The following is a 19,471-nucleotide window of genomic DNA, read 5'->3' as shown; positions in this document are numbered from 1 at the left end:
GTGCCCGGTCGCGGATTTTGACATGACCGGGCCCCATCAAGGAGGGCAAATCCTGACCACGCAACCAAATCAGCAAAAAACCCCCGATCGGAAATCCGACGGGGGTTTTCTTGCGTTGGGGAGAGGGCGTCGATTTTGAAATGACTTGGTAATCATTCCCGAAAACCATTGGGTTGAAAATTGGACTTCTCGGGCCTTTGTTGCGCTTGGAGAACGAGAGTGACATCATCAAGCGATTAGCTGTTCTGAGTAACGCCAACCCGAACGAGCCGGCCTCGCTTCTGGCTTTAGACGACCTTGACGGTCAATACTCCAATGGAGTCGATGCTCGCTTTCATAATGTCACCTCGCTCCACCGCGTTTACTCCCGAAGGAGTGCCGGCCATGATCACATCTCCTGCAGATAGTTCGAAGTATTCTGAGAGATAGGAGATCATTTCCGGCACCTTCCAGATCATCTGGTTCAGATCACCTTCTTGTCGCAAGTCATCGTTGACTGTCAGTGTAATCCGACCATGATCAGGGTGGCCAACATCGGACACCGGATGCAAAGGCCCCACCGGTCCGGATCGCTCGAAGGCTTTGCCAATTTCCCATGGGCGTCCCATCTTCTTCATTTCACCCTGCAAGTCTCTGCGTGTCATGTCTAGGGACACGCCGTAACCCCACACGTGGTCAAGCGCATCTGACAGGGCGATGTTGGTGCCGCCGCTTTTAAGGCCAACCAAGAGCTCGACCTCGTGGTGTACATCAGATGTGTGCGGGGGGTAGGGAAATTCCCCCGAAGGATCTAGATTATTTGGGTTCTTTTGAAAAAAGAAAGGAGGTTCTCGATCTGGATCGTGTCCCATTTCAACAGCATGTGCCGCAAAGTTCCGACCAATGCAGTAGACACGGCGGACCGGAAAAGACCCTCCGTTGCTGGTGGGAATTGCGTGTACCTTTGGTGTTTCGATAACATGCTCAGACATCGCTATACTCGCCTCCAGTCGGTTGTTTGTTAGGCCTACGGGCTCGCGATCCAAAATTAGGATCACCTGTTCTATGATTTGGACCAAATACGCGAGAAATAAACTCGTTGGCAACGAGTTGAGGTCAGCCATTTCGTGGATTGGTCGGGCCTCAGCCCTCACCCAAAACGATTTCTGGCATCATTCGCGAATAAACTGAACGAAGATGTTGCTGCATCATTTGCATGGCCAGCTCCCCGTTTCTGGCAGTGATCGCGCGAACAATCGCGTCGTGTTCGACAAAGCTGCTATAGCCGGGTACGGGCTTGCGGGTATCGCGCGGTTGGCCCCAGACAATTGAGCGGCGCACCGAGTTCAGCGTTTCGAAAAAGTACAGGTAAAGCTGATTGCGTGTGCCTCGTGCGATTACGTGGTGCAACTTGTTGTCCCAAGCTTCGTAAGCGCGCCAATCCTTTGCTTCGCGACACTTCTCAGCGCATATTTTCATTTGTTCACAGTCGGATTTGCTTGCGTATTTGGCTGCAAGCCGAGCGAGTTCTGGCTCAATGCTGTATCGGACCGTGATCACCATTTCGGGCTTTATCTGGTCACGAAGGTAGGTAACATCCTGAAGGTTCAGGACGGGCCGTGAGCCAACAAAAGTGCCGCGTCCGACATGCCGCCAGATCAACCCTTGCGCCTCCAGATCGGCAAGGGCCTTGCGCAGTTGATTACGTGTTGTGTCCAGACGTCTACACAGTTCGCGCTCAGGCAAGATGCGGTCATTCAACCGATATCCGGCACTATCGATCAAGTCACGCAGTCTTTGTGATAACTCGGTTGTCTCATTCATATCGCCACCCAATTTACTCATTGGTTGATTGAATTAGAGCGAGAGTCAATCAACTCTTATCTCAAAGATAAGCAAGAGGCCGCAGAATATTGCGACACTCTGCGGCAAATAAAGAGACAATGTCGGGAGGAAAATATCGTGCGACTAGCCACAGTGTTAGCGGGTGGAGAGCAAATGTGTGCGGCTGTTCTGAGTGATGACCGCCTTTTGAGCCTGTCCAAAGCCGCGCACCATCTGACGGGACCTGCCGCCGAGGCATTGAAGGCAAATTCGATGCTCCTTCTGATTGAAGGGCAGCGAGAGACGCTCGATGTTGCACGTAACCTTGTGAAAAACGCTGAAGCCGGTGCTCTTGACGCAGCGATTATTGCCGAAGGGGCAGAGTTGCTAGCGCCAATTCCAGTCATTCGCAAGAATGTTCTTTGTGTAGGGCGCAACTACACTGAACACATCGCCGAAGGGGACCGGGCACAAAAGCAAGATGTCGGCGTAACCGAATATCCAGTTTTTTTCACCAAACCACCGACGTCTATCGTTGGCCCCGGGGGCGATGTCCTAACTTTTCCAAGCGTCTCAAAACAAACTGACTACGAAGTTGAATTGGCTGTGATTATCGGCACGCCGGGGCGCAATATCGCCAAGGCGGACGCAATGAAACACGTCTTCGGCTACACCATCTTGAATGACATCTCCGCCCGCGACGTACAGCGCCGTCATGGTGGGCAGAATTTCAAGGGGAAGGCCTTTGATGGCTCGTGCCCCATGGGCCCGTGGATTGTGACCGCGGACGTCATTGATGATCCGCATGCGCTGCCGATTTCACTTACCGTGAATGGTGAGACCCGGCAGGACGGCAATACCGTGGACATGATTTTCGACATCGAGACACTCATCGCCTCGTTGTCGGAGGGGATGACTTTAGAGCCCGGTGACATCATCGCGACCGGCACGCCGTCGGGCGTGGGATACGCCATGGACCCACCAAATTTCTTAAAAGACGGAGATACCGTCGTTTGTAAAATTTCAGGGATCGGCACGCTCACGAACTCTGTGCGCGCCGTATAAGCGATCTTCCAAAGAAGCCACTAAGGACACGGAAGATTGGAAAGAACGCTAAGGGAGGACTAAGCGTATGATGAACCGTAGAACAATTATGTCGTTGCTGTCGGCGGTGCTGGTATCGGGACTGTTAGGAGGGGGGGCCTTTGCGCAAAGCCTGCGCGATATCACTTTCGTTCAGCCGAGCCCATCTGCCATTAACTCATTTCCGGTCTTTGTCGCCATCGGCGAAGGTTATTTTGAAGACGAAGGTCTGAACGTTACGGTCGAAGCCATCAACGGTTCGGGCGCGGTTTTGCAGGCATTGTCGGCCGGGCAAGCGCACTTTGGCCGTCCGGGCCCCGGCCCGCTGATCGCAGCGCGCACGCGCGGCGTGAACGCAGTGCATATCTACAACGTGGCTGCACGGAGCAACTTTGGAATCGCGGTTCAAGAAGGATCCGACCACCAGTCGATCGAGGACCTGCGCGGCAAAGTTATTGGGACCGGTACAGCGGACGGTGCCGAAGTGGGCTTTGCCCGCAACGTGCTGTCGAGTGCGGGAATGGTCGAAGGAACTGACTTTGAGTTCCTCACTGTTGGTGACGGCGGCCCGGCAACCGCCGCGTTCTTGAACGGCGAGATTGACGCCTACTCTGCATCTACCGCAGATACCGCCGTTCTTAACCAACGCGGCATGAAGGTGCGCGACATCACGCCCGCCGAGTTCGGCCGTTTCTTCGGCAACGGTATTGCCACGATGGCCGATACGGTCGCAAACGATCGTGAGCTTGTCGAGGGGTGGAGCCGGGCCTTTGCCAAGGGCCATGCCTTTGCACTGGACGATGCCAATCGCGATGCTGTCCTTGCCCACCTTGCTGCAGGCAACCCGCAGGAAGGTGAAGATAAGGAGTTCCAGGCGGCACTCTTCGACGCGGTACGCTCAAAGACGATTGCTGCTGGCGACAGCCCGCATCTCGGCTGGTATCCGGCGCAAGTGTGGGAAGAGTGGCAGGATGCTCTTGTAGCTGGCAATGAAATCTCAGGGCCTCTCGACGATCTGAGCGCGATTTGGACTAATGAGTTCGCTGAACTCGGCAACTCGGCTGTCGGCAAATGAACGCCCCATTGGCATATGAATACACCGGCGCATCATCTGATGCGCCGGTTTATGAGTTGAGCAACGTCAGTAAAACCTACGCGCGCAATTCGGTGGTCGCGTTGGAGAACGTGGATCTCACCTTGCGCTACGGTAGCTTCACGTCGATCATCGGATCAAGCGGCTGCGGGAAATCGACCCTGTTGAAGATCATGGCGGGTCTCATTCCTCCAACAAGAGGTCGTGTGGTCCTTCAGGATAAGCCTGTTACCGGCCCGCGGCGGGACATCGGAATGATGTTCCAGCAGGCCACGCTCTTCCCATGGAAGACTGCGGTTGAAAACATCGTGCTGCCGATTGAGATCCGGGATGGAAAAGCGGCTGCCAAGAAAGCGATGGAAAAGGCGCATGATCTTCTCGACATGGTCGGGTTGAAGGGGTTTGAGAGCGTTTACCCCAACGAATTGTCTGGCGGCATGGCGCAACGAGCCTCTATTTGCCGGATGCTGATTACTGAACCGGCAGTTCTGCTTTTGGATGAGCCGTTCAGCGCGCTCGACGAGCTGTCTCGCGACATGATGAATATGGAACTGCAAAGAATTTGCCGTGAGCAGGACGCGACGGCCTTTCTGGTCACCCATTCCATTCAAGAAGCGGTAATCCTGTCGGATGAGATCGTCGTAATGAAACCACGCCCGGGCCGAATTGCGGAGATCGTCAAGGTTGATCTGCCTCGGCCGCGCACGCTCGACTTAATGACGACACCGAGATTTGGCGAAATCGTGGATCATATTCGCAGCATGTTGGACAAGGGAGAAGGCATGTGACTGATGCGCCAATCAATCAGCAGCTGGAAACCGAGGCTGCGGACGATACTGTCTGGGTTCAGGAAGTCGCTTTCATCGACGCCATACCCCGTTGGATCGCCATGACATTTGTGTTCGTGGTTTTCATCGGCACATGGGATGTGGTTACACGTCTCGAGCTCGTTTCGCCGATCATTTTGCCCACGCCGTGGGAAACCTTCGACGATATGATTTTTGTTGGAAGTAATCTTCTTAGCGGCGGCTATATGCTCCGCGCTCTTTGGATCACGATCCAAGAGGTAATCTACGGCTTCGCGCTTGCCATCGCCATTGGCTTCTCGCTTGGCGTTCTCGTCGGCGAAACGGTGTTTGGGGAAAAAGCTGTAATGCCCTATCTGGTGGCCATCGATACGATGCCGAAGGTCGCCTTTGCGCCCCTCTTTGTTGCCTGGCTGGGCTTTGGCATCGAATCCAAAGTGTCGCTGGCGGCGTTTATCGCCACCTTCCCGATCGTAGTTGGAACGGCAGCGGGCCTTCACTCTGCCGACGAAAATGCCCGCATGCTCTTTAAGACCATGGGTGCGAGCCGGATGCAGACATTGATCAAGATGAAGCTTCCAACCGGGCTTCCGCAGATCTTCACAGGGCTCAAGATCGGCGCCGTTGGCGTGATGGCTGGCGCGATCACGGGCGAATTCTTGGGCGGCGGCAAAGGTTTTGGCGAATTGATCCGGGTCGCTGCATCCCAGCTCAATACGCCGCGCGTGTTCTCCTTGATCTTGTATCTGAGCCTAGTCGGGCTGGCGCTGTACCTGATCGTACAATGGACGCAGCGCAAGGTCGTGTTCTGGCAGAAGGAATCCGTAGGTGCACACGATCACTGAAGCATCCACCATTCCGGTGCATACCCTGCGCGATTTCGTTTCGGCGGCGCTGCAGTCGAAAGGTGTCCCGCATGATGATGCCGTCAAAGTTGCCACGCTCATGGTCGAAGCGGATATCTTTGGGTATGGCACACACGGTGTTTTTCGCCTGCGGCAGTACCTGGCGCGTTTGGACGGCGGCGGCTGCAACCCGACCCCCTCGGTGACTGTGGCGCATGAAACAATTGCCACAGGCGTGATTGATGGGGACGACGGACTGGGTCACCTTGCAATGTCCGCTGCGCGTGATCTGGCCATCGAAAAGGCACGTACCGCCGGTATTGGCTGGGTTGGCGTTCGCCGCGGCAATCATGCCGGGCCCTTGGCACTCTATGTGAGGCCACAAGCCGAGGTTGGTCTGCTTGGCATGGCGGCGGCAGTAGGAAGCGCGAACCACGTTCCTCCCTACGGCGGCACCGACCTTCTTCTTGGTACCAACCCGATTGCGTTTTCGGCGCCTGCCGTCGGTGCCGATCCTTTCGTATTCGACATGGCCACCACCGTTGCGGCGATGGGAAAGATCAAGACGCTTCTGCAACAGGGCAAGGAAATGCCGGAAGGCTGGATGGTTGGACGGGACGGTGAACCGCTCACGGATCCAGCCCGGAAATCAGAGGGCTTCCTCCTGCCGATCGGCGGCGCGAAGGGGTTTGGTTTGTCGGTTGCAATCGGGCTTATGGCAGGTGCCCTCAATGGGGCTGCCTTCGGATCAGACGTCGTCGACTTCACGAACGACACGACCTCTTCCACTAATACTGGGCTGTTTGTCGTGGCGCTTGATCCAGTTGCCTTTGGAATTGGAGACGACTTTGCGAGCACCGCCAGTCGGGTCTTTGACGAGATGCGTGCCTCGGAACCGCTTCCGGGTCATAATCCTGTGCGGTTGCCTGGTGATGGCAAGACCGCGGCAGCTGATGCACGCCGGACCGACGGCCTCGCTCTTAACCCCGCTCTGCGGCGCGATCTGAATGTGCTTGCCGCTGATTGCGGACTCCCAGCTCCGTTTCCTGACGAACAAGCAAAAGGCTGAGAACACGTCTGCCGGGACGCTGCCCTGCATCGCTGGAAAGTCGGCAATTTTAGGTCTTGTTGTAGAGTATTTGAAAGAGGCGGCCTTTGGCATTCCCAAACGCTATGTCGTCACCCAGCCCACTCAAGCAAAGTTGTTCTGACAGCGCCAAGTCAAATGCACACTGAGGCCAATGTGCCTTAAACGGCTTCAACGTCTGGTGGGTTCTGTAACCAGCGTAGCACCGAACTTTTCTTGTTTTTCATGTGAACAATCAAGATTGAGGCAAGCTTCTTGCCATCGCGCGCTTCCAGCGTTCGAATTATTTCATTGTGTTCGTCCACGGCTTCGCTCCAGCGTTCGTCAGACATATTGGCCGCATATCTTGCGCGCAGCATACGTGCCGACAATGACATACTGGAGTTGGCCAAGGTCTCGTTTCTTGCTGCAGAAAGTATGCCTAAGTGGATTTCTTGGTTAAGCTTAAAATACGTGGCCAAATCCCTGTCATGATAGCTTTGTATCATTTCGTCGTGAAGCGAGCGGATACTTGTAATTTCCTCATCAGAGATCTTTTCGCAGGCCAACTCCCCCGACAGGCCCTCAAGAACGGCGAGCACCGGAAAGACCTCTTCGACCTCTTCTATTGTGATCGCAGTGACCCATGCTCCGCGATTTGGTTCCAATCGGACCAACCCCTCGGCGGCCAAAACCTTCAATGCTTCGCGCAATGGGGTCCGTGATACACTGAATTGTTCGCAAAGGGCCTTTTCGGGGACTTTTTTGTCCGGGGCCATTTGGCCTTCAATGATCAAGGGACGCAGACGCTCCACCAATTCAAGGTGAAGTGACTTTCGTTCGATTATCATGTTTGCGGATAAATCAGTCATTTCGCAGCGTTTACACTCGTTTCAGTGCCAAGTCGAGAAGTTGGGCTATGTGCATCGGATTGCAATTGGTGTTGTCTGCGATTTGGTGGCGACAAGACGTGCCATCGGCCACGATAATTGCATCACTAGATGCGGCGCGCGCGGCTGGAAGAACGTCCAGTTCGGCCATCTTTATCGACGTGTCATATGTGTCCACACCGTAGCCGAATGCGCCTGCCATGCCACAGCAGCTGCTTTCGATTTTGGTGACATTAGTGTCCGGCAAGAGTGCCAGCGTATGTTCGATTGCCGGCATAACCCCCATTGCTTTTTGGTGGCAGTGCCCGTGCAATTTGACCTCAGGCGCCGGAGATCGAAGGCGAGAAATGAACTGCGGATTTTCCCTCTGATCGGCAATGAATTCCTCGAACATCAGCGCCAGTTTGGCGATCTTTGCGCTATCTTCTCCGGGTAACAGCACCGGTATCTCGTCGCGAAGGGTCAGTAGGCAGCTTGGTTCCAGGCCGATGATGGGAACGCCAAGTTCTGCATAAGGCAAAAGAGCATCGACCAGCCGTTTGGCCTCTTGCCGCGCTTGATCAACCAATCCGACCGACAGAAACGTACGGCCACAACACAATGGACGGCTATTGTCTGTAGGTTTTACCACATCGACCGAACAGCCAGTCGCGTTCAAAACTCTGACTGCCGCGCGCAGGTTTTCAGGCTCGAAATAGCGGTTGAAACTGTCAACAAACAGTGCGGCGTCTGGTGTTGAGGTTGCGCTGACTTCGGTATCTTTGAACGGGTTGGCGACCCATTTCGGCAAGGGTCGTTTTGCAGTGAAACCCGTCAATCGTTCTGTTGTTTTGGCCAAACCAGGCACCTTGTCCCGCAGGTTCAGCAGAAAAGGCAATTTTGCCGCCCAGGGAGCGTATCGCGGCAGATATCCAACAAGCCGATCATGAATGCTCAGGCCATGTTTCTTGGCGCGCGCAGAGAGCACCTCAATCTTCATCCGCGCCATATCCACGCCTGTCGGGCACTCGCGCTTGCAGCCCTTGCAGGACACGCAAAGCTTCATCGCATCTGCCATCTCTTCGGAGACCAGTGCATCAGGCCCAAGCTGTCCGGATATCGCAAGACGAAGGGTGTTGGCGCGGCCGCGGGTCAGGTCTCGTTCTTTTCGCGTTACCCGAAATGAGGGGCACATGACGCCACCCTTCAGTTTACGGCAGGCTCCATTGTTGTTGCACATTTCAACGGCGCCCTGAAATCCTCCATCTTTTCCGGACCACTCGGACCAATCCAGTTCGGTTTTCAGGTGTGAGGTCTTATATTCTGGCCCATAGCGGAAAAGGCTACGGTCATCCATCTTTGGGGCATTGACGATTTTTCCAGGGTTGAACACGCCGGTCGGATCGAAACGATCTTTCACCTCCTTAAAGGTCGCGACCATCCGAGAGCCAAACATCTTTTCATGAAATTCCGAGCGGACAATGCCGTCACCATGTTCGCCTGAATGGGAACCCTTGTAGCGGGTGACAAGGTCGAAACATTCCTCGGCAATCGCGCGCATTGTGGCGACGTCATTGTCCAGCTTCAGGTTCAACACCGGGCGCACATGCAGACACCCGACCGACGCATGTGCGTACCATGTGCCTCTGGTGCCATGGCGTTCAAAAACCTCCGTAAGCCCAGCTGTGTAGGCGGCAAGGTCAGGCAGTTCGACCGCACAATCCTCGACAAACGAGACGGGCTTCCCGGCGGTCTTCATAGACATCATAATGTTGAGGCCAGATTTGCGCAGTTCAGCGATCTGTCCCTGTAGACCTGCATCTGTCACCGCAGTGACACCGCCCCAGGCCTTGCCGGTCCCGGTCCATGAAAACCCGAGATCGCCCATCATCTGGTCTAGGTCTTTTAACTTTTGCGCTCCGTTGGCTTGCGTGAATTCCACCAGCAGCAAAGCCTCAGGCGCGCCTGTCACAAAATTTTCGATTGTCTTGGCAAAAAGCGGAATGTCCCGGGCCAGCGCGATCATCGTATGATCGACCAGCTCAACGCCCTCGGGATCGAGCGTCACCAGATGTTGTGTGGCGTCCATTGCCTGATGAAAGGTCGGGAAGTGACACACTCCCAAGGCCTTGCCGCCCTGAATGGGGGAGAGTTTCAACTCAATCGCGGTTGTGTAGGCAAGCGTACCTTCCGAGCCAACAAGAAGATGAGCCAGGTTTTGGGTGTTCAATCCCGAAGTCAGTGCGTCGATGTTGTAGCCACCCACACGTCGCATCACATTGGGGAAACGGGTAGCGATTTCAGCTGTTTCTCTTTGGCCGACCGCCGCAAGATCTCGGGAGAGCGCGTTGTAAGCTGCGTTCTGGTCGGTAAGACCCAAACCGAATCGGTGTTTGCTGCCATCGGCCAAGATCGCGTCAATCGACAGCACATTGTCCCGCATCATGCCGTATCTAATGGATTTCCCGCCGCAGGAGTTGTTCCCCGTCATCCCGCCAAGGGTTGCGCGCGAAGCAGTTGAGACATCGACCGGGAACCAAAGCCCATGCGGTTTGAGCACCCGATTCAGTTCATCGAGCACGACGCCCGGGCGCACGACACAGCGCCTGTTGGCGACATCAAGCTCGAGTATTTCATTGAAATACTGAGTGTTATCCAGAACCAGCGCTTCGTTGACGGTCTGGCCACACTGTGATGTGCCGCCTCCGCGTGGCAGGATCGGCACACCTTGATCGCGTGCGCAGTCAATCGCTGCCAATATGTCGTTTTCTGATTTCGGCGCCAACACGCCCACAGGCATCATCTGATAAATCGATGCGTCCGTTGCGTAGCGACCGCGCGAAAACGGATCGAACATCAGATCGCCCGACACTCTTTTAGAAAGCTCACGAGCAATATCGTTCAACGGTGGGGTCCTTGATCTGGAAAATCTTAAATTGAATTATGAATTAAAAATTGTATATTCACAACGTCAATGTCATTCTGTGATGCAAGTTGAAACGCACGTCCCACAAGGTTCGATTTATGAGACAAGCTGGTCGCCATTTTCTGCAAATTCCCGGCCCAAGTTCGGTCCCCGATCGCATATTGCGCGCGATCTCTGGTCAGGTGATTGATCACAGAGGACCAGCATTCGGCAAAGTTGGTGCACAGGCCCTGGAAGGGATCAAAACCATCTTCAAGACCCAGCAGAATGTCGTGATCTATCCGTCGTCAGGTACCGGCGGATGGGAGGCGGCGCTTGTCAATGTGTTGTCGCCGGGCGACCGGGTGCTGATGTTTGAAACCGGACATTTTGCGACTTTGTGGAAAAAGATTGCCGAGAAACTGGGCTTGAAGCCCGAGTTCATTGAAGGCGACTGGCGCGGCGGTGCCGATCCGGACCAGATCGAGGCATACCTTGCTGAAGATAAAAATCATGAGATCAAAGCAGTTTGCGTTGTTCACAACGAGACATCTACGGGGGGCGTCTCGCCGATCGCTGCTGTCCGAAAGGCGATTGACAACGCCGGACATCCCGCATTGTTCATGGTCGACACAATCTCGGGTCTCGCGTCGATAGACTATCAGCACGACGAATGGGGTGTTGATGTCACCGTATCGGGATCGCAAAAGGGACTCATGCTGCCGCCGGGTCTTTCGTTCAACGCGATAAGTGCCAAGGCCATGGCGGCGAACGCTTCGGCTACGTTGCAGCGATCATATTGGGATTGGGCGGATATGGTTGGCCCAAACAAGACGGGATATTTCCCGTATACGCCCGCTACGAACCTTCTTTACGGACTGAATGTCGCCATTGAAATGTTGCACGAAGAAGGGCTGGAAAATGTCTTTGCTCGACACGCGCGTCACGGAATGGCTGCGCGCGCCGCTGTCCGCGCCTGGGGCTTGGAAGTTCTTTGCAACAAGCAGGGGCAGGAAAGTGGCGTGCTGACGGCTGTTATGGTCCCAGAAGGCCATAGCGCAGATAGGTTCCGAGCAACGACTTTGGAACACTACGACATTTCTTTGGGTAACGGCCTGTCGAAGGTTGCCGATAAAGTATTTCGAATTGGCCATCTTGGTGACTTCAACGACCTCATGTTGGTCGCAACACTGGCAGGCGTTGAAATGGGTCTGACAAAGGCCAAAATTCCCCACAACGCTGGGGGAGTTGGGGCTGCGATGGCGTTGCTGGAGAGTACGCAGATCGCGGCAGAGTGACGAAAACAGTCACATTTCCTAGGGAGGAATCACTCATGACCATCAAGGCAATTCTTGTTGCGGCGACTGCTGCAATTGGCGGAGCAAGCAGTGCGTTTGCTGCTGACATCACGCTAAAGTTTGGCCATGTCGGCAACCCAGGTTCGCTGTTTGAAGCAAGCGTCGACAATTTCGCAGAATGTGTGAATTCGTCGATGGGCGGCAAAGTCGAGGTGCAGACTTTCGGCTCTTCGCAGTTGGGCAAGGACAAGGAGCTTTTGCAAAAGCTGAAACTGGGGCAGGTCGACTTCGCGCTTCCCTCGTCCGTTATGTCTTCGGTCGACGATGCGTTCGGTATTTTTGAGATGCCCTACATCATCCGTGACCGCGATCACATGCGCCGTGTTCAAGACGCGATGATGGACAAGTTTCAGGCGGCTGCAAATGGTGGCGGATATCACATCGTTGGTTTGGCGGAGAACGGCTTCCGCCACATCACCAATAACACGCGCGCTATCAATGTGCCGAGTGACCTCGAAGGCATCAAACTTCGTACGCCCAATGGCGTTTGGCGTGTCAAGATGTTCACGGAATACGGTGCAAACCCGACACCAATGGCATTCTCGGACGTGTTTACCGCGTTGCAAACTGGTGTGATGGATGGCCAGGAAAATCCCTATGCGCAGATTGCATCAGCCAAGTTTCAGGAAGTCCAAAAGTACCTGTCTATAACAGGGCATGTTTACACACCTGCCTATATCCTCGCTTCGCAGAAAGGATTTGCGAAATTGCCAGAGGATGTGCAGACCGGTCTGACAGCCTGTGCGGCGTCTACGCAGGACTTCACCTACGAAAAAGCGGCTCAGTTGGAAACAGAATTGCTGGAAGTCATCAAGGCTGCTGGTGTCGAGGTGAATGAGGCTGACAAGGATGCATTCGTCGAGGCCTCTGCACCGATCTACAATGCATTCGCCGACGAGGTCGAAGGCGGGCAGGGCATGATCGACCAGGTGCTTGGCTTGGCGAACTCAAACTAGCGCTTGTAACGGGCAGCGGACGATCCGCTGCCCTGTTCCTCTTGCGGTCGTTCAGATCAGCGCGCGCGTCCCTTTGGCTCCTACCGAAGACAAGGCCCGAAGTGAACCAGCTTTCATCCTCACTCCTACCTCGGATTGTCACGACCCTCGGCAAAGTGCTGGAATGGATCACGATCTCGCTGATGGTGTTGCTAACGGTCGTCGTGATTTCGGCGGTGATTGCACGGCTCTCGGGTCAGAGTTTCTCGTGGTACGATGAAGTTGCCGCGATCATGCTCGCCTGGATAACTTACTATGGCTCGGCGCTTGCGGCGCTTCACCGTCGTCACATCGGGTTTGACACAGTGCTTTTGGCGATGCCGATCAAGGCACGTCTGGCTGCCTTGCTGGTGGGCGAGGCAATCGTGTTGATCTTCTTTTTGCTGATGGCACGAGCCGGGCTTCAAGTTCTCGAAGTGCTCGCGGGTGACACACTGATCTCGCTGACCTGGGTTCCGGTTCAATTCACCCAATCAATTATCCCGATCGGCGCGATCCTGTTCATCCTATGTCAGCTGCTTAGCTTACCGAGTTACTGGGAAACTACCGCCGACGGCGTTTCCTTGGAACACGCGGAGATCGAGGAAGAGGTTGAGGCGGAGATGATCAAGAACAAGGATCGTACCTGATGCTGATTGCCGCAATCTTCTGCGCCCTGCTGGCGATGATTTGCATCAACGTACCAATTGCAGTTTCGCTGGCCATGTGCGGCGTGATTGGACTCTTGGTGACGGAGGGCGCAGGCAGTCTCGTCACCATTGCCTTGGACATGTATGATGGATCCACCAAGTTTTCATTGATCGCGATTCCGATGTTTGTATTGGCCGGTGCCATTATGAATGCAGGCGGGATCACGGATCGGCTGATCAATTTTGTGTCTGCTATCATCGGCTTCATCCGCGGCGGTCTGGCGATGGTCAACATTGGCGTGTCGCTGTTCTTTGCAGAGATCTCAGGATCGGCTGTAGCCGATGTCGCTGCAATGGGCTCGATCCTGATTCCACAAATGAAAAAACGCGGGTACTCAAAGGAGTTTTCCGCCGCTGTCACGTCGTCCTCTGCCTCTCTGGCGATCATCATTCCGCCGTCGATCCCTATGATCCTTTATGCTGCCTCTGCGAACACCTCAGTCGAGCAATTGTTTGTGGCTGGTGTTGTGCCGGGACTCTTGGGTGCTGCCGGGTTGATGGGCGTCGCCTATGCTTTTGCCAAACGCTATGACTATCCGGTGGAAGAGGCATTCAACCTTCCGCGCATCCGCGAGACGTTCAAGGATGCAATGCCAGCCTTTGCGTTACCAGTGATCATTCTGGGTGGGATTTTCGGCGGATTTGTCACTGCAACAGAGGCCGCAGGCCTGGCTGTGTTTGCCGCACTTGTTGTCTCTGCTTGGTATCGCAACCTAAACTTAGCCCATTTGCGCCGCGCTATGCTTGACGGCGGCATTCAAACAGCTGTCGTTATGCTTTTGGTTGCCGCATCGGTTCTCATGGGCGGCTTTTTGACCCGCGCGCAGATCCCTCAGCAACTGGCGGAAGGCATTTTGTCTGTTACAGCGCAGCAATGGGCGATATTGCTAATCCTGAATTTCTTTTTCCTGATCATCGGGTTCTTCCTGCACTCGGCAGCCGCGATCATTCTGGTTGTACCAATTGTGATCCCACTGATCTCCGCGGCGGGTATTGATCCCGTGCACTTTGGTCTTGTCGTCACACTTAACTTGGCAATTGGCCAACAGACACCGCCGGTCGCATCTGTTCTGATCACGTCCTGCTCCGTGGCGCGGGCGAATATCTGGGCGGTGTCCAAGGTGAATATCTGGTTTGTCTCTGTGCTCTTGGCGGTGCTGATGCTCTGCACTTATGTGCCAACTGTGCCGATGTTCCTCGTTGAGTATTTCTATCGATGACCGACGAGATCAATCATACGATCGCAGGCGATGTCAAAACCATTGGACATCAGGTCAAATTCATCAAAACACCTGTCAAAGTAGGAAAAGTAGCGCCTGTGTTGGGCCAACATAGCCGGGAGGTGTCGGAACAGCTTGGCTATAATCAAGAAATTTCGCGAGCCTTATAGTAACCGGGGCCGTCATTTCGGCGTAGTCTCCCAAAGGGCCAAGGCGTACACGCAGATCGGGGGACGGAGTGAAACTTGCATTAGATACAGCGCAGCAAATTGTCTTGGCTGCATTGGACTGGCGGCGCAGCTATGGGATGAAACCCATCACAATCGCGGTTCTTGACAGCGGTGGATTCTTAATCGCGCTGGCCCGCGAAGATGGCACCAGCAATCTGCGCCCTGACATTGCGCAGGGCAAGGCGCGGGGGGCTATCGGTATGGGTCTCGGCTCGCGTGCGCTGTTTGAACGGGCAAAGTCACAGCCCTATTTTATTCAAGCAATGAACAGCATTGCCGAAGGATCGCTGGTGCCAGTTCCTGGTGGCGTTCTAATCAGAGAGGATGGCCAAGTCCTTGGGGCGGTTGGAATAACTGGTGACTCGTCCGACAATGACGAGACCTGCGCAATCGCAGCAATTGAGGCCACCGGGTTTACGGCAGACGGAGGCTAATCGACGCCCGAGCCGGCGAGAACGGTGACGCAGCGTCAACGTCTAGCCTTTCAGCCGCGTTGCTCCGTTGGCAATCGAGCTGCCTCAGCAAAAATTTGCACAGCAAGACTTTGTAAAATAAAAACCCTGCGAAAACTCGCTGAGTTTGTTGCGGCGACCAGATGAATCTGCCGCTCCAATAGGCGATCTATCCCCCTTTGAAGTGGTCTAACATTTTGCTTAAGAAATGAACTTATGCTGTTCTATATGCGCTCTGCCCAGGGCCCAGTGTCGCGCGTATTATTGGCAAACTATGTGAACGCCTTAACGCGGTGGCCAAGTCACTGGTACCAAATTCTGAGTGCCGGGCAACTCTGGGCGACTACGCCAGTTTCCAGTCCGAATTGTTCTAAAAGCACAAGTCTCGGTGTGATCAGGCCCCCCCTCCCAAATGCAAAAACCCCCGCTCGGAAATCCGACGGGGGTTTTTGCATTTGGGAGGGGGGAGAAGGGGAGGGGGGCTTTGACGCTGGCAGAAGCAGCGTGGCTCAAACCTTAGCTAGAGCTCTTCTATCGACTGAAATCGCAAAAAGGTAAGCTAGATGAAGCATCAAGAAGTACAGTCTTACTCTCATGCAGCATCCCATTCGTTCGCCTAAATAGTGCCTAGTCGAGGCTCAAAGACGAATACCGTTGCCATCTAGGAAAATGCGATGATTGGAATGTGCGGGTTTGATGAGCACCTGAACCTGGCATTCGAAGTCGTGCCCGAGCGAGACATGCTCCGCGGCGCTTGCCGCGCTGAGGATGACGCATCTGGGCGCCAGTGCATTTGAGAGGTCATGCGTGGGGGGCTGAAGCCCCAAAACAAGCCAGGACCGCATCGTCAGTTGTCTGGCGATGCGGTCCTGGATAGGAGACCAGCTGTGCTTTCGGGCTTCAGCTGTCTTCAGACATGCGTGTCTTTCGCCACCCCTTCGTCAGTCGGTAAATGACGACGAAGAAGAGCGGAACGAACAGCACGCCGAGGAAGGTGGCGGAAAGGACACCGCCCATGACGCCTGATCCCATGGCGGTGCGTCCGCCGGCGCCAGCCCCTGAGGACAGCACCAGGGGAAGCACACCAAGTGTGAAGGCCATGGAGGTCATCAGGATCGGCCGGAAGCGCTGCTTGGAGGCATCGACGACACCTTCAAAGAGAGTTTCCCCGGCATCCATTTTCTCACGGGCGAATTCTACAATCAGGATTGCGTTCTTGCCGGTAAGACCAATGACCGTCAAAAGCGCCACCTGGAAGTAGACGCCGTTTTCAAATCCGCCAACCCAGGCGCCTGCCAGCGCCCCGGCAAGGCCGATCGGCATGGCCAGCATGACGGAGAAGGGGATCGACCAGCTCTCGTAAAGTGCTGCCAGGCACAGGAAGACCGCGGCGAGTGACAAGAGATAGAGCAGGCCGGCCTGATCGCCTGATTCCCGTTCTTCCAGGGAAAGTCCCGTCCAGGCAATCTGATAGCCTGGCGGCAATTGCGCAACGAGGGCTTCGATCTCGGCCATGGCTTCACCGGTGGTGACGCCGGCAGCCGGGCTCCCCTGAAGCTGGGCCGCAGAAACGCCATTGTAGCGATAGAGGCCCTGAGGTCCGAATTTCCAGCTGGCAGAGGAGAAGTTCGACAGAGGCACAAGACTGCCGGTGTCGTTCCGCACACGCCATTGCTCAATGTCTTCCGGCACCATCCGGTAGGGTGCATCGCCTTGGACATAGACCCGCTTGATGCGGCCGCGATCGAGGAAGTCGTTCACGTAACTTCCCGCCCAGGCGATGGACAGCATGTCTCCCACGTCCGTTGCCGAGAGCCCCATTGCGCCGGCCGCGCTCCAGTCTAGATCGAGATTGAACTGGGTCGCGTCCTCAAGCCCGTTGGGCCTGATCTGGCCGATGACACTGCTTTGAGCCGCAAGGCCCATCAGCTGGTTGCGCGCCGCGATCAGCTCTTCGTGGCTCTGGCCATCGCGAGCCTGCAGGTAGAAATCGAAGCCGGAGACGTTGCCGAGTTCGATCACCGCAGGGGGAACGATCGGAAAGACGAGAGCTTCGCGGATCTGGGAGAAGGCGCCAAAGGCACGCCCGGCGATCGCCTGGACGCTTCGCTCTGGCGTGGTGCGCTCGTCCCAGTCCTTCAGGCTGACAAAAGCCAGCCCCATATTCTGGCCTTGTCCGGCGAAGCTGAAACCGCGCACCGTGAAGACGGACGCAATGTTCTCTTCCTCGTTCTCCAGATAGTGGCGCTCGATCTGTTTCAAGACACCTTCGGTGACATCTGCGGTCGCGCCCGTCGGGCCCTGAACGATGGTGAAGAGGATGCCCTGATCCTCTTCGGGCAGGAAGCCGGTGGGGGTGCGCTCAAACAGGACCACCATGCCCGCCCCGATCAGGAGATAGACGATGCCGATGCGCAGGGGCCGCCGAATGATGTAGCCTACGGAAGAGGAATACCCGTGTGTCAGCCGATCAAAGTTGCGGTTGAACAGCCCGCTCAGGCCGCGATCGCGCGCACCATGTTTGGGTTTGCGCAGGAGTGTGGCACACAGGGCCGGTGTCAGGGTCAAGGCGACGACAACCGACAGCATCATCGCCGAGACGATGGTGATCGAGAACTGCTGATAGATGACGCCCGTCGAGCCGGGGAAAAAAGCCATCGGAATGAACACGGCGGAGAGCACGAGGGCAATGCCGATCAAAGCTCCTGTAATTTGCCCCATCGACTTCCTGGTCGCCTCATAGGGAGACAGGTCTTCCTCCTCCATGATGCGCTCGACATTCTCGACCACAACGATCGCGTCGTCCACCAGCAGGCCGATGGCCAGGACCATCGCAAGCATCGTCAAGGTGTTGATGGAGAAGCCAAACAGGGCGATGATCCCGAAGGTGCCCAGGAGCACGACGGGAACCGCAAGGGTCGGGATCAGCGTTGCCCGGAGGTTCTGCAGGAACAGGAACATGACCAGGAAGACGAGCACGATCGCCTCGACCAACGTGCTGACAACTTCTTCGATCGAGATTTTCACGAAAGGTGTGGTGTCGTAGGGAACGACATATTCCACGCCCTCGGGGAAGAAGGCCGAGACCTCTTCGAGTTTCGCCTTGACCCGTTCGGCCGTATCAAGCGCATTGGCACCGGACGCAAGCTGAATGGCCATGCCTGCCGTCGGGTTGCCGTTAAAGCGCGCAGCCGTCGTGTAGCTCTCCGCACCGATTTCAACACGGGCGACATCGCGAAGCAGAACCAGGCCACCATCGGTTTCGGCACGCACGACGATCTGCTCGAAATCGGCAGGGGTCGACAGCAGTGACTGGGCTGTGATCGTCGCGTTCAGGGCCTGTCCTTCGACGGCGGGAAGCGAGCCGAAAGACCCGGCTGAAACCTGTGCGTTTTCCTCGGAGACGGCCTGAACGATGTCGCTCGGCGTGAGCTCGAAGGCGGCAAGCTGATCCGGATTCAGCCAAATGCGCATGGCATATTGCGCGCCGAAAACCTGAATGTTGCCGACGCCCTGCAGTCGGCTGAACTGATCCACCATGTTGGAGACGAGGTAGTCAGACAGGTCAACCGCGTTGAGCCCGCCGTCGGTGGACACAAGTGCTGCCACCATCAAAAAGCCGGCCGAGGATTTTTGAACGGTGACACCCTGCCGCTGCACTGTCTCAGGCAGCAATGGTGTTGCCTGGCTCAACTTGTTCTGCACCTGCACCTGAGCAATGTCCGGATCCGTGCCGGTCTCGAAGGTCAGGGTAACGGATGATGCGCCCGTCGATGTCGACGAAGATTCGATGTAGCGGAGCCCGTCGAGCCCGGTCATCTGCTCTTCGATCACTTGTGTGACCGTATTGTTGACCGTTTGTGCCGAGGCCCCCGAGTAGGTGGCGCTGACGTCGACTGTGGGAGGAGCGATCTGGGGATACTGTGCGACCGGCAGAATTGTGATCGCGAGGACCCCGATCCCCATGAGGAAGATGGAGATCACCCACGCAAAAACCGGGCGGTCGGTAAAGAAACGAGCCATAGGAAACCTTTTTGGTGCGGCAAGCTAGGCCGGT

The 19,471-nt window shown here is 55.6% G+C and carries 17 protein-coding genes; 11 read left to right on the top strand and 6 right to left on the bottom strand.

All coding sequences use genetic code 11. The annotated features are described in order from the left end of the window. The 3 genes from IG617_RS21485 to IG617_RS18210 all read right to left on the bottom strand — a co-directional run. A partial coding sequence (locus tag IG617_RS21485; protein ID WP_209008581.1) for a hypothetical protein occupies nt 1–232 on the bottom strand: 232 nt, incomplete at its 3' end. A gap of 55 nt (nt 233–287) precedes the next feature. Continuing rightward, nucleotides 288–971, bottom strand: a complete 684-nt coding sequence (locus tag IG617_RS18215; protein ID WP_192110636.1) for a fumarylacetoacetate hydrolase family protein — start codon at nt 969–971, stop codon at nt 288–290. 151 nt (nt 972–1,122) lie between these two features. Further along, nucleotides 1,123–1,803 (bottom strand): FadR/GntR family transcriptional regulator, encoded by a 681-nt coding sequence (locus tag IG617_RS18210; RefSeq protein WP_192110635.1) that lies wholly within the window; start codon nt 1,801–1,803, stop codon nt 1,123–1,125. A 174-nt stretch (nt 1,804–1,977) separates the two neighbouring features. On the opposite strand from IG617_RS18210, the gene IG617_RS18205 reads away from it, so the two are divergent. From IG617_RS18205 to IG617_RS18185, 5 genes are all read left to right on the top strand, one after another. Further along, nucleotides 1,978–2,868, top strand: a complete 891-nt coding sequence (locus tag IG617_RS18205) for a fumarylacetoacetate hydrolase family protein (protein WP_209008580.1) — start codon at nt 1,978–1,980, stop codon at nt 2,866–2,868. A gap of 67 nt (nt 2,869–2,935) precedes the next feature. Continuing rightward, entirely contained in the window at nt 2,936–3,961 is a 1,026-nt protein-coding gene (locus IG617_RS18200) for an ABC transporter substrate-binding protein (protein ID WP_192110633.1), read from the top strand. After that, a complete protein-coding gene (locus IG617_RS18195; protein ID WP_192110632.1) occupies nt 3,958–4,767 on the top strand; it encodes an ABC transporter ATP-binding protein in 810 nt (269 codons plus the stop codon). The genes IG617_RS18200 and IG617_RS18195 overlap by 4 nt, the downstream gene beginning before the upstream one ends. Further along, nucleotides 4,764–5,630 carry an ABC transporter permease gene (locus IG617_RS18190; RefSeq protein ID WP_338110030.1) on the top strand — a complete coding sequence of 289 codons (867 nt, stop codon included), beginning with the start codon at nt 4,764–4,766 and terminating at the stop codon, nt 5,628–5,630. The genes IG617_RS18195 and IG617_RS18190 overlap by 4 nt, the downstream gene beginning before the upstream one ends. Beyond that, on the top strand, nt 5,614–6,699 hold the full coding sequence (locus IG617_RS18185) for an Ldh family oxidoreductase (RefSeq protein ID WP_338110029.1): 1,086 nt from the start codon (nt 5,614–5,616) through the stop codon (nt 6,697–6,699). Before IG617_RS18190 ends, IG617_RS18185 begins: the two co-directional genes overlap by 17 nt. A 179-nt stretch (nt 6,700–6,878) precedes the next feature. Here the strand turns inward: IG617_RS18185 and IG617_RS18180 are convergent, their stop codons facing one another. Together IG617_RS18180 and IG617_RS18175 are read right to left on the bottom strand one after the other, a co-directional pair. Beyond that, on the bottom strand, nt 6,879–7,568 hold the full coding sequence (locus IG617_RS18180) for a GntR family transcriptional regulator (RefSeq protein WP_192110631.1): 690 nt from the start codon (nt 7,566–7,568) through the stop codon (nt 6,879–6,881). Nucleotides 7,569–7,578: 10 nt separating this feature from the next. Further along, nucleotides 7,579–10,422: an FAD-binding and (Fe-S)-binding domain-containing protein gene (locus IG617_RS18175; protein WP_192110682.1), complete on the bottom strand. Its 2,844-nt coding sequence runs from the start codon at nt 10,420–10,422 to the stop codon at nt 7,579–7,581. Nucleotides 10,423–10,589: 167 nt separating this feature from the next. Here IG617_RS18175 and IG617_RS18170 point away from each other — a divergent pair, with 167 nt between their 5' ends. The 6 genes from IG617_RS18170 to IG617_RS18145 all read left to right on the top strand — a co-directional run bounded on the left by IG617_RS18170 (nt 10,590) and on the right by IG617_RS18145 (nt 15,396). Beyond that, on the top strand, nt 10,590–11,768 hold the full coding sequence (locus tag IG617_RS18170) for a pyridoxal-phosphate-dependent aminotransferase family protein (RefSeq protein WP_192110630.1): 1,179 nt from the start codon (nt 10,590–10,592) through the stop codon (nt 11,766–11,768). A 35-nt stretch (nt 11,769–11,803) separates the two neighbouring features. Beyond that, entirely contained in the window at nt 11,804–12,784 is a 981-nt protein-coding gene (locus tag IG617_RS18165) for a TRAP transporter substrate-binding protein (RefSeq protein WP_192110629.1), read from the top strand. A gap of 101 nt (nt 12,785–12,885) precedes the next feature. Further along, the gene (locus tag IG617_RS18160; protein ID WP_338110028.1) at nt 12,886–13,452 is read left to right on the top strand and encodes a TRAP transporter small permease; all 567 of its coding nucleotides are present in this window, start codon (nt 12,886–12,888) and stop codon (nt 13,450–13,452) included. Then, nucleotides 13,452–14,732 (top strand): TRAP transporter large permease, encoded by a 1,281-nt coding sequence (locus tag IG617_RS18155; RefSeq protein WP_192110628.1) that lies wholly within the window; start codon nt 13,452–13,454, stop codon nt 14,730–14,732. The genes IG617_RS18160 and IG617_RS18155 overlap by 1 nt, the downstream gene beginning before the upstream one ends. Beyond that, nucleotides 14,729–14,902, top strand: coding sequence for a hypothetical protein (locus tag IG617_RS18150; RefSeq protein ID WP_192110627.1), 174 nt, complete (start codon nt 14,729–14,731; stop codon nt 14,900–14,902). The genes IG617_RS18155 and IG617_RS18150 overlap by 4 nt, the downstream gene beginning before the upstream one ends. 68 nt (nt 14,903–14,970) lie before the next feature. Next, complete coding sequence (locus IG617_RS18145) at nt 14,971–15,396, top strand: heme-binding protein (RefSeq protein ID WP_192110626.1); 426 nt, start codon at nt 14,971–14,973, stop codon at nt 15,394–15,396. Nucleotides 15,397–16,314: 918 nt separating this feature from the next. On the opposite strand, the gene IG617_RS18140 is transcribed toward IG617_RS18145, so the two are convergent. Further along, nucleotides 16,315–19,437: an efflux RND transporter permease subunit gene (locus IG617_RS18140; RefSeq protein ID WP_192110625.1), complete on the bottom strand. Its 3,123-nt coding sequence runs from the start codon at nt 19,435–19,437 to the stop codon at nt 16,315–16,317. Nucleotides 19,438–19,471 lie beyond the last annotated feature (34 nt).

The sequence above is a fragment of the Roseibium polysiphoniae genome, assembly GCF_014842925.1.
Lineage (GTDB): Bacteria > Pseudomonadota > Alphaproteobacteria > Rhizobiales > Stappiaceae > Roseibium > Roseibium polysiphoniae.
The sequence above is the reverse complement of the archived record's forward strand: the minus strand, read 5'-3'. Positions and strand labels throughout refer to the sequence as shown.

Coding starts and splice junctions, on each gene's coding strand:
- IG617_RS18215 (WP_192110636.1), bottom strand. CDS start 971: ATGTCTGAGCATGTTATCGAAACACCAAAGGTACACGCAATTCCCACC.
- IG617_RS18180 (WP_192110631.1), bottom strand. CDS start 7,568: ATGACTGATTTATCCGCAAACATGATAATCGAACGAAAGTCACTTCAC.
- IG617_RS18140 (WP_192110625.1), bottom strand. CDS start 19,437: ATGGCTCGTTTCTTTACCGACCGCCCGGTTTTTGCGTGGGTGATCTCC.
- IG617_RS18155 (WP_192110628.1), top strand. CDS start 13,452: ATGCTGATTGCCGCAATCTTCTGCGCCCTGCTGGCGATGATTTGCATC.
- IG617_RS18165 (WP_192110629.1), top strand. CDS start 11,804: ATGACCATCAAGGCAATTCTTGTTGCGGCGACTGCTGCAATTGGCGGA.
- IG617_RS18195 (WP_192110632.1), top strand. CDS start 3,958: ATGAACGCCCCATTGGCATATGAATACACCGGCGCATCATCTGATGCG.
- IG617_RS18170 (WP_192110630.1), top strand. CDS start 10,590: ATGAGACAAGCTGGTCGCCATTTTCTGCAAATTCCCGGCCCAAGTTCG.
- IG617_RS18150 (WP_192110627.1), top strand. CDS start 14,729: ATGACCGACGAGATCAATCATACGATCGCAGGCGATGTCAAAACCATT.
- IG617_RS18200 (WP_192110633.1), top strand. CDS start 2,936: ATGATGAACCGTAGAACAATTATGTCGTTGCTGTCGGCGGTGCTGGTA.
- IG617_RS18210 (WP_192110635.1), bottom strand. CDS start 1,803: ATGAATGAGACAACCGAGTTATCACAAAGACTGCGTGACTTGATCGAT.
- IG617_RS18175 (WP_192110682.1), bottom strand. CDS start 10,422: ATGTTCGATCCGTTTTCGCGCGGTCGCTACGCAACGGACGCATCGATT.
- IG617_RS18205 (WP_209008580.1), top strand. CDS start 1,978: ATGTGTGCGGCTGTTCTGAGTGATGACCGCCTTTTGAGCCTGTCCAAA.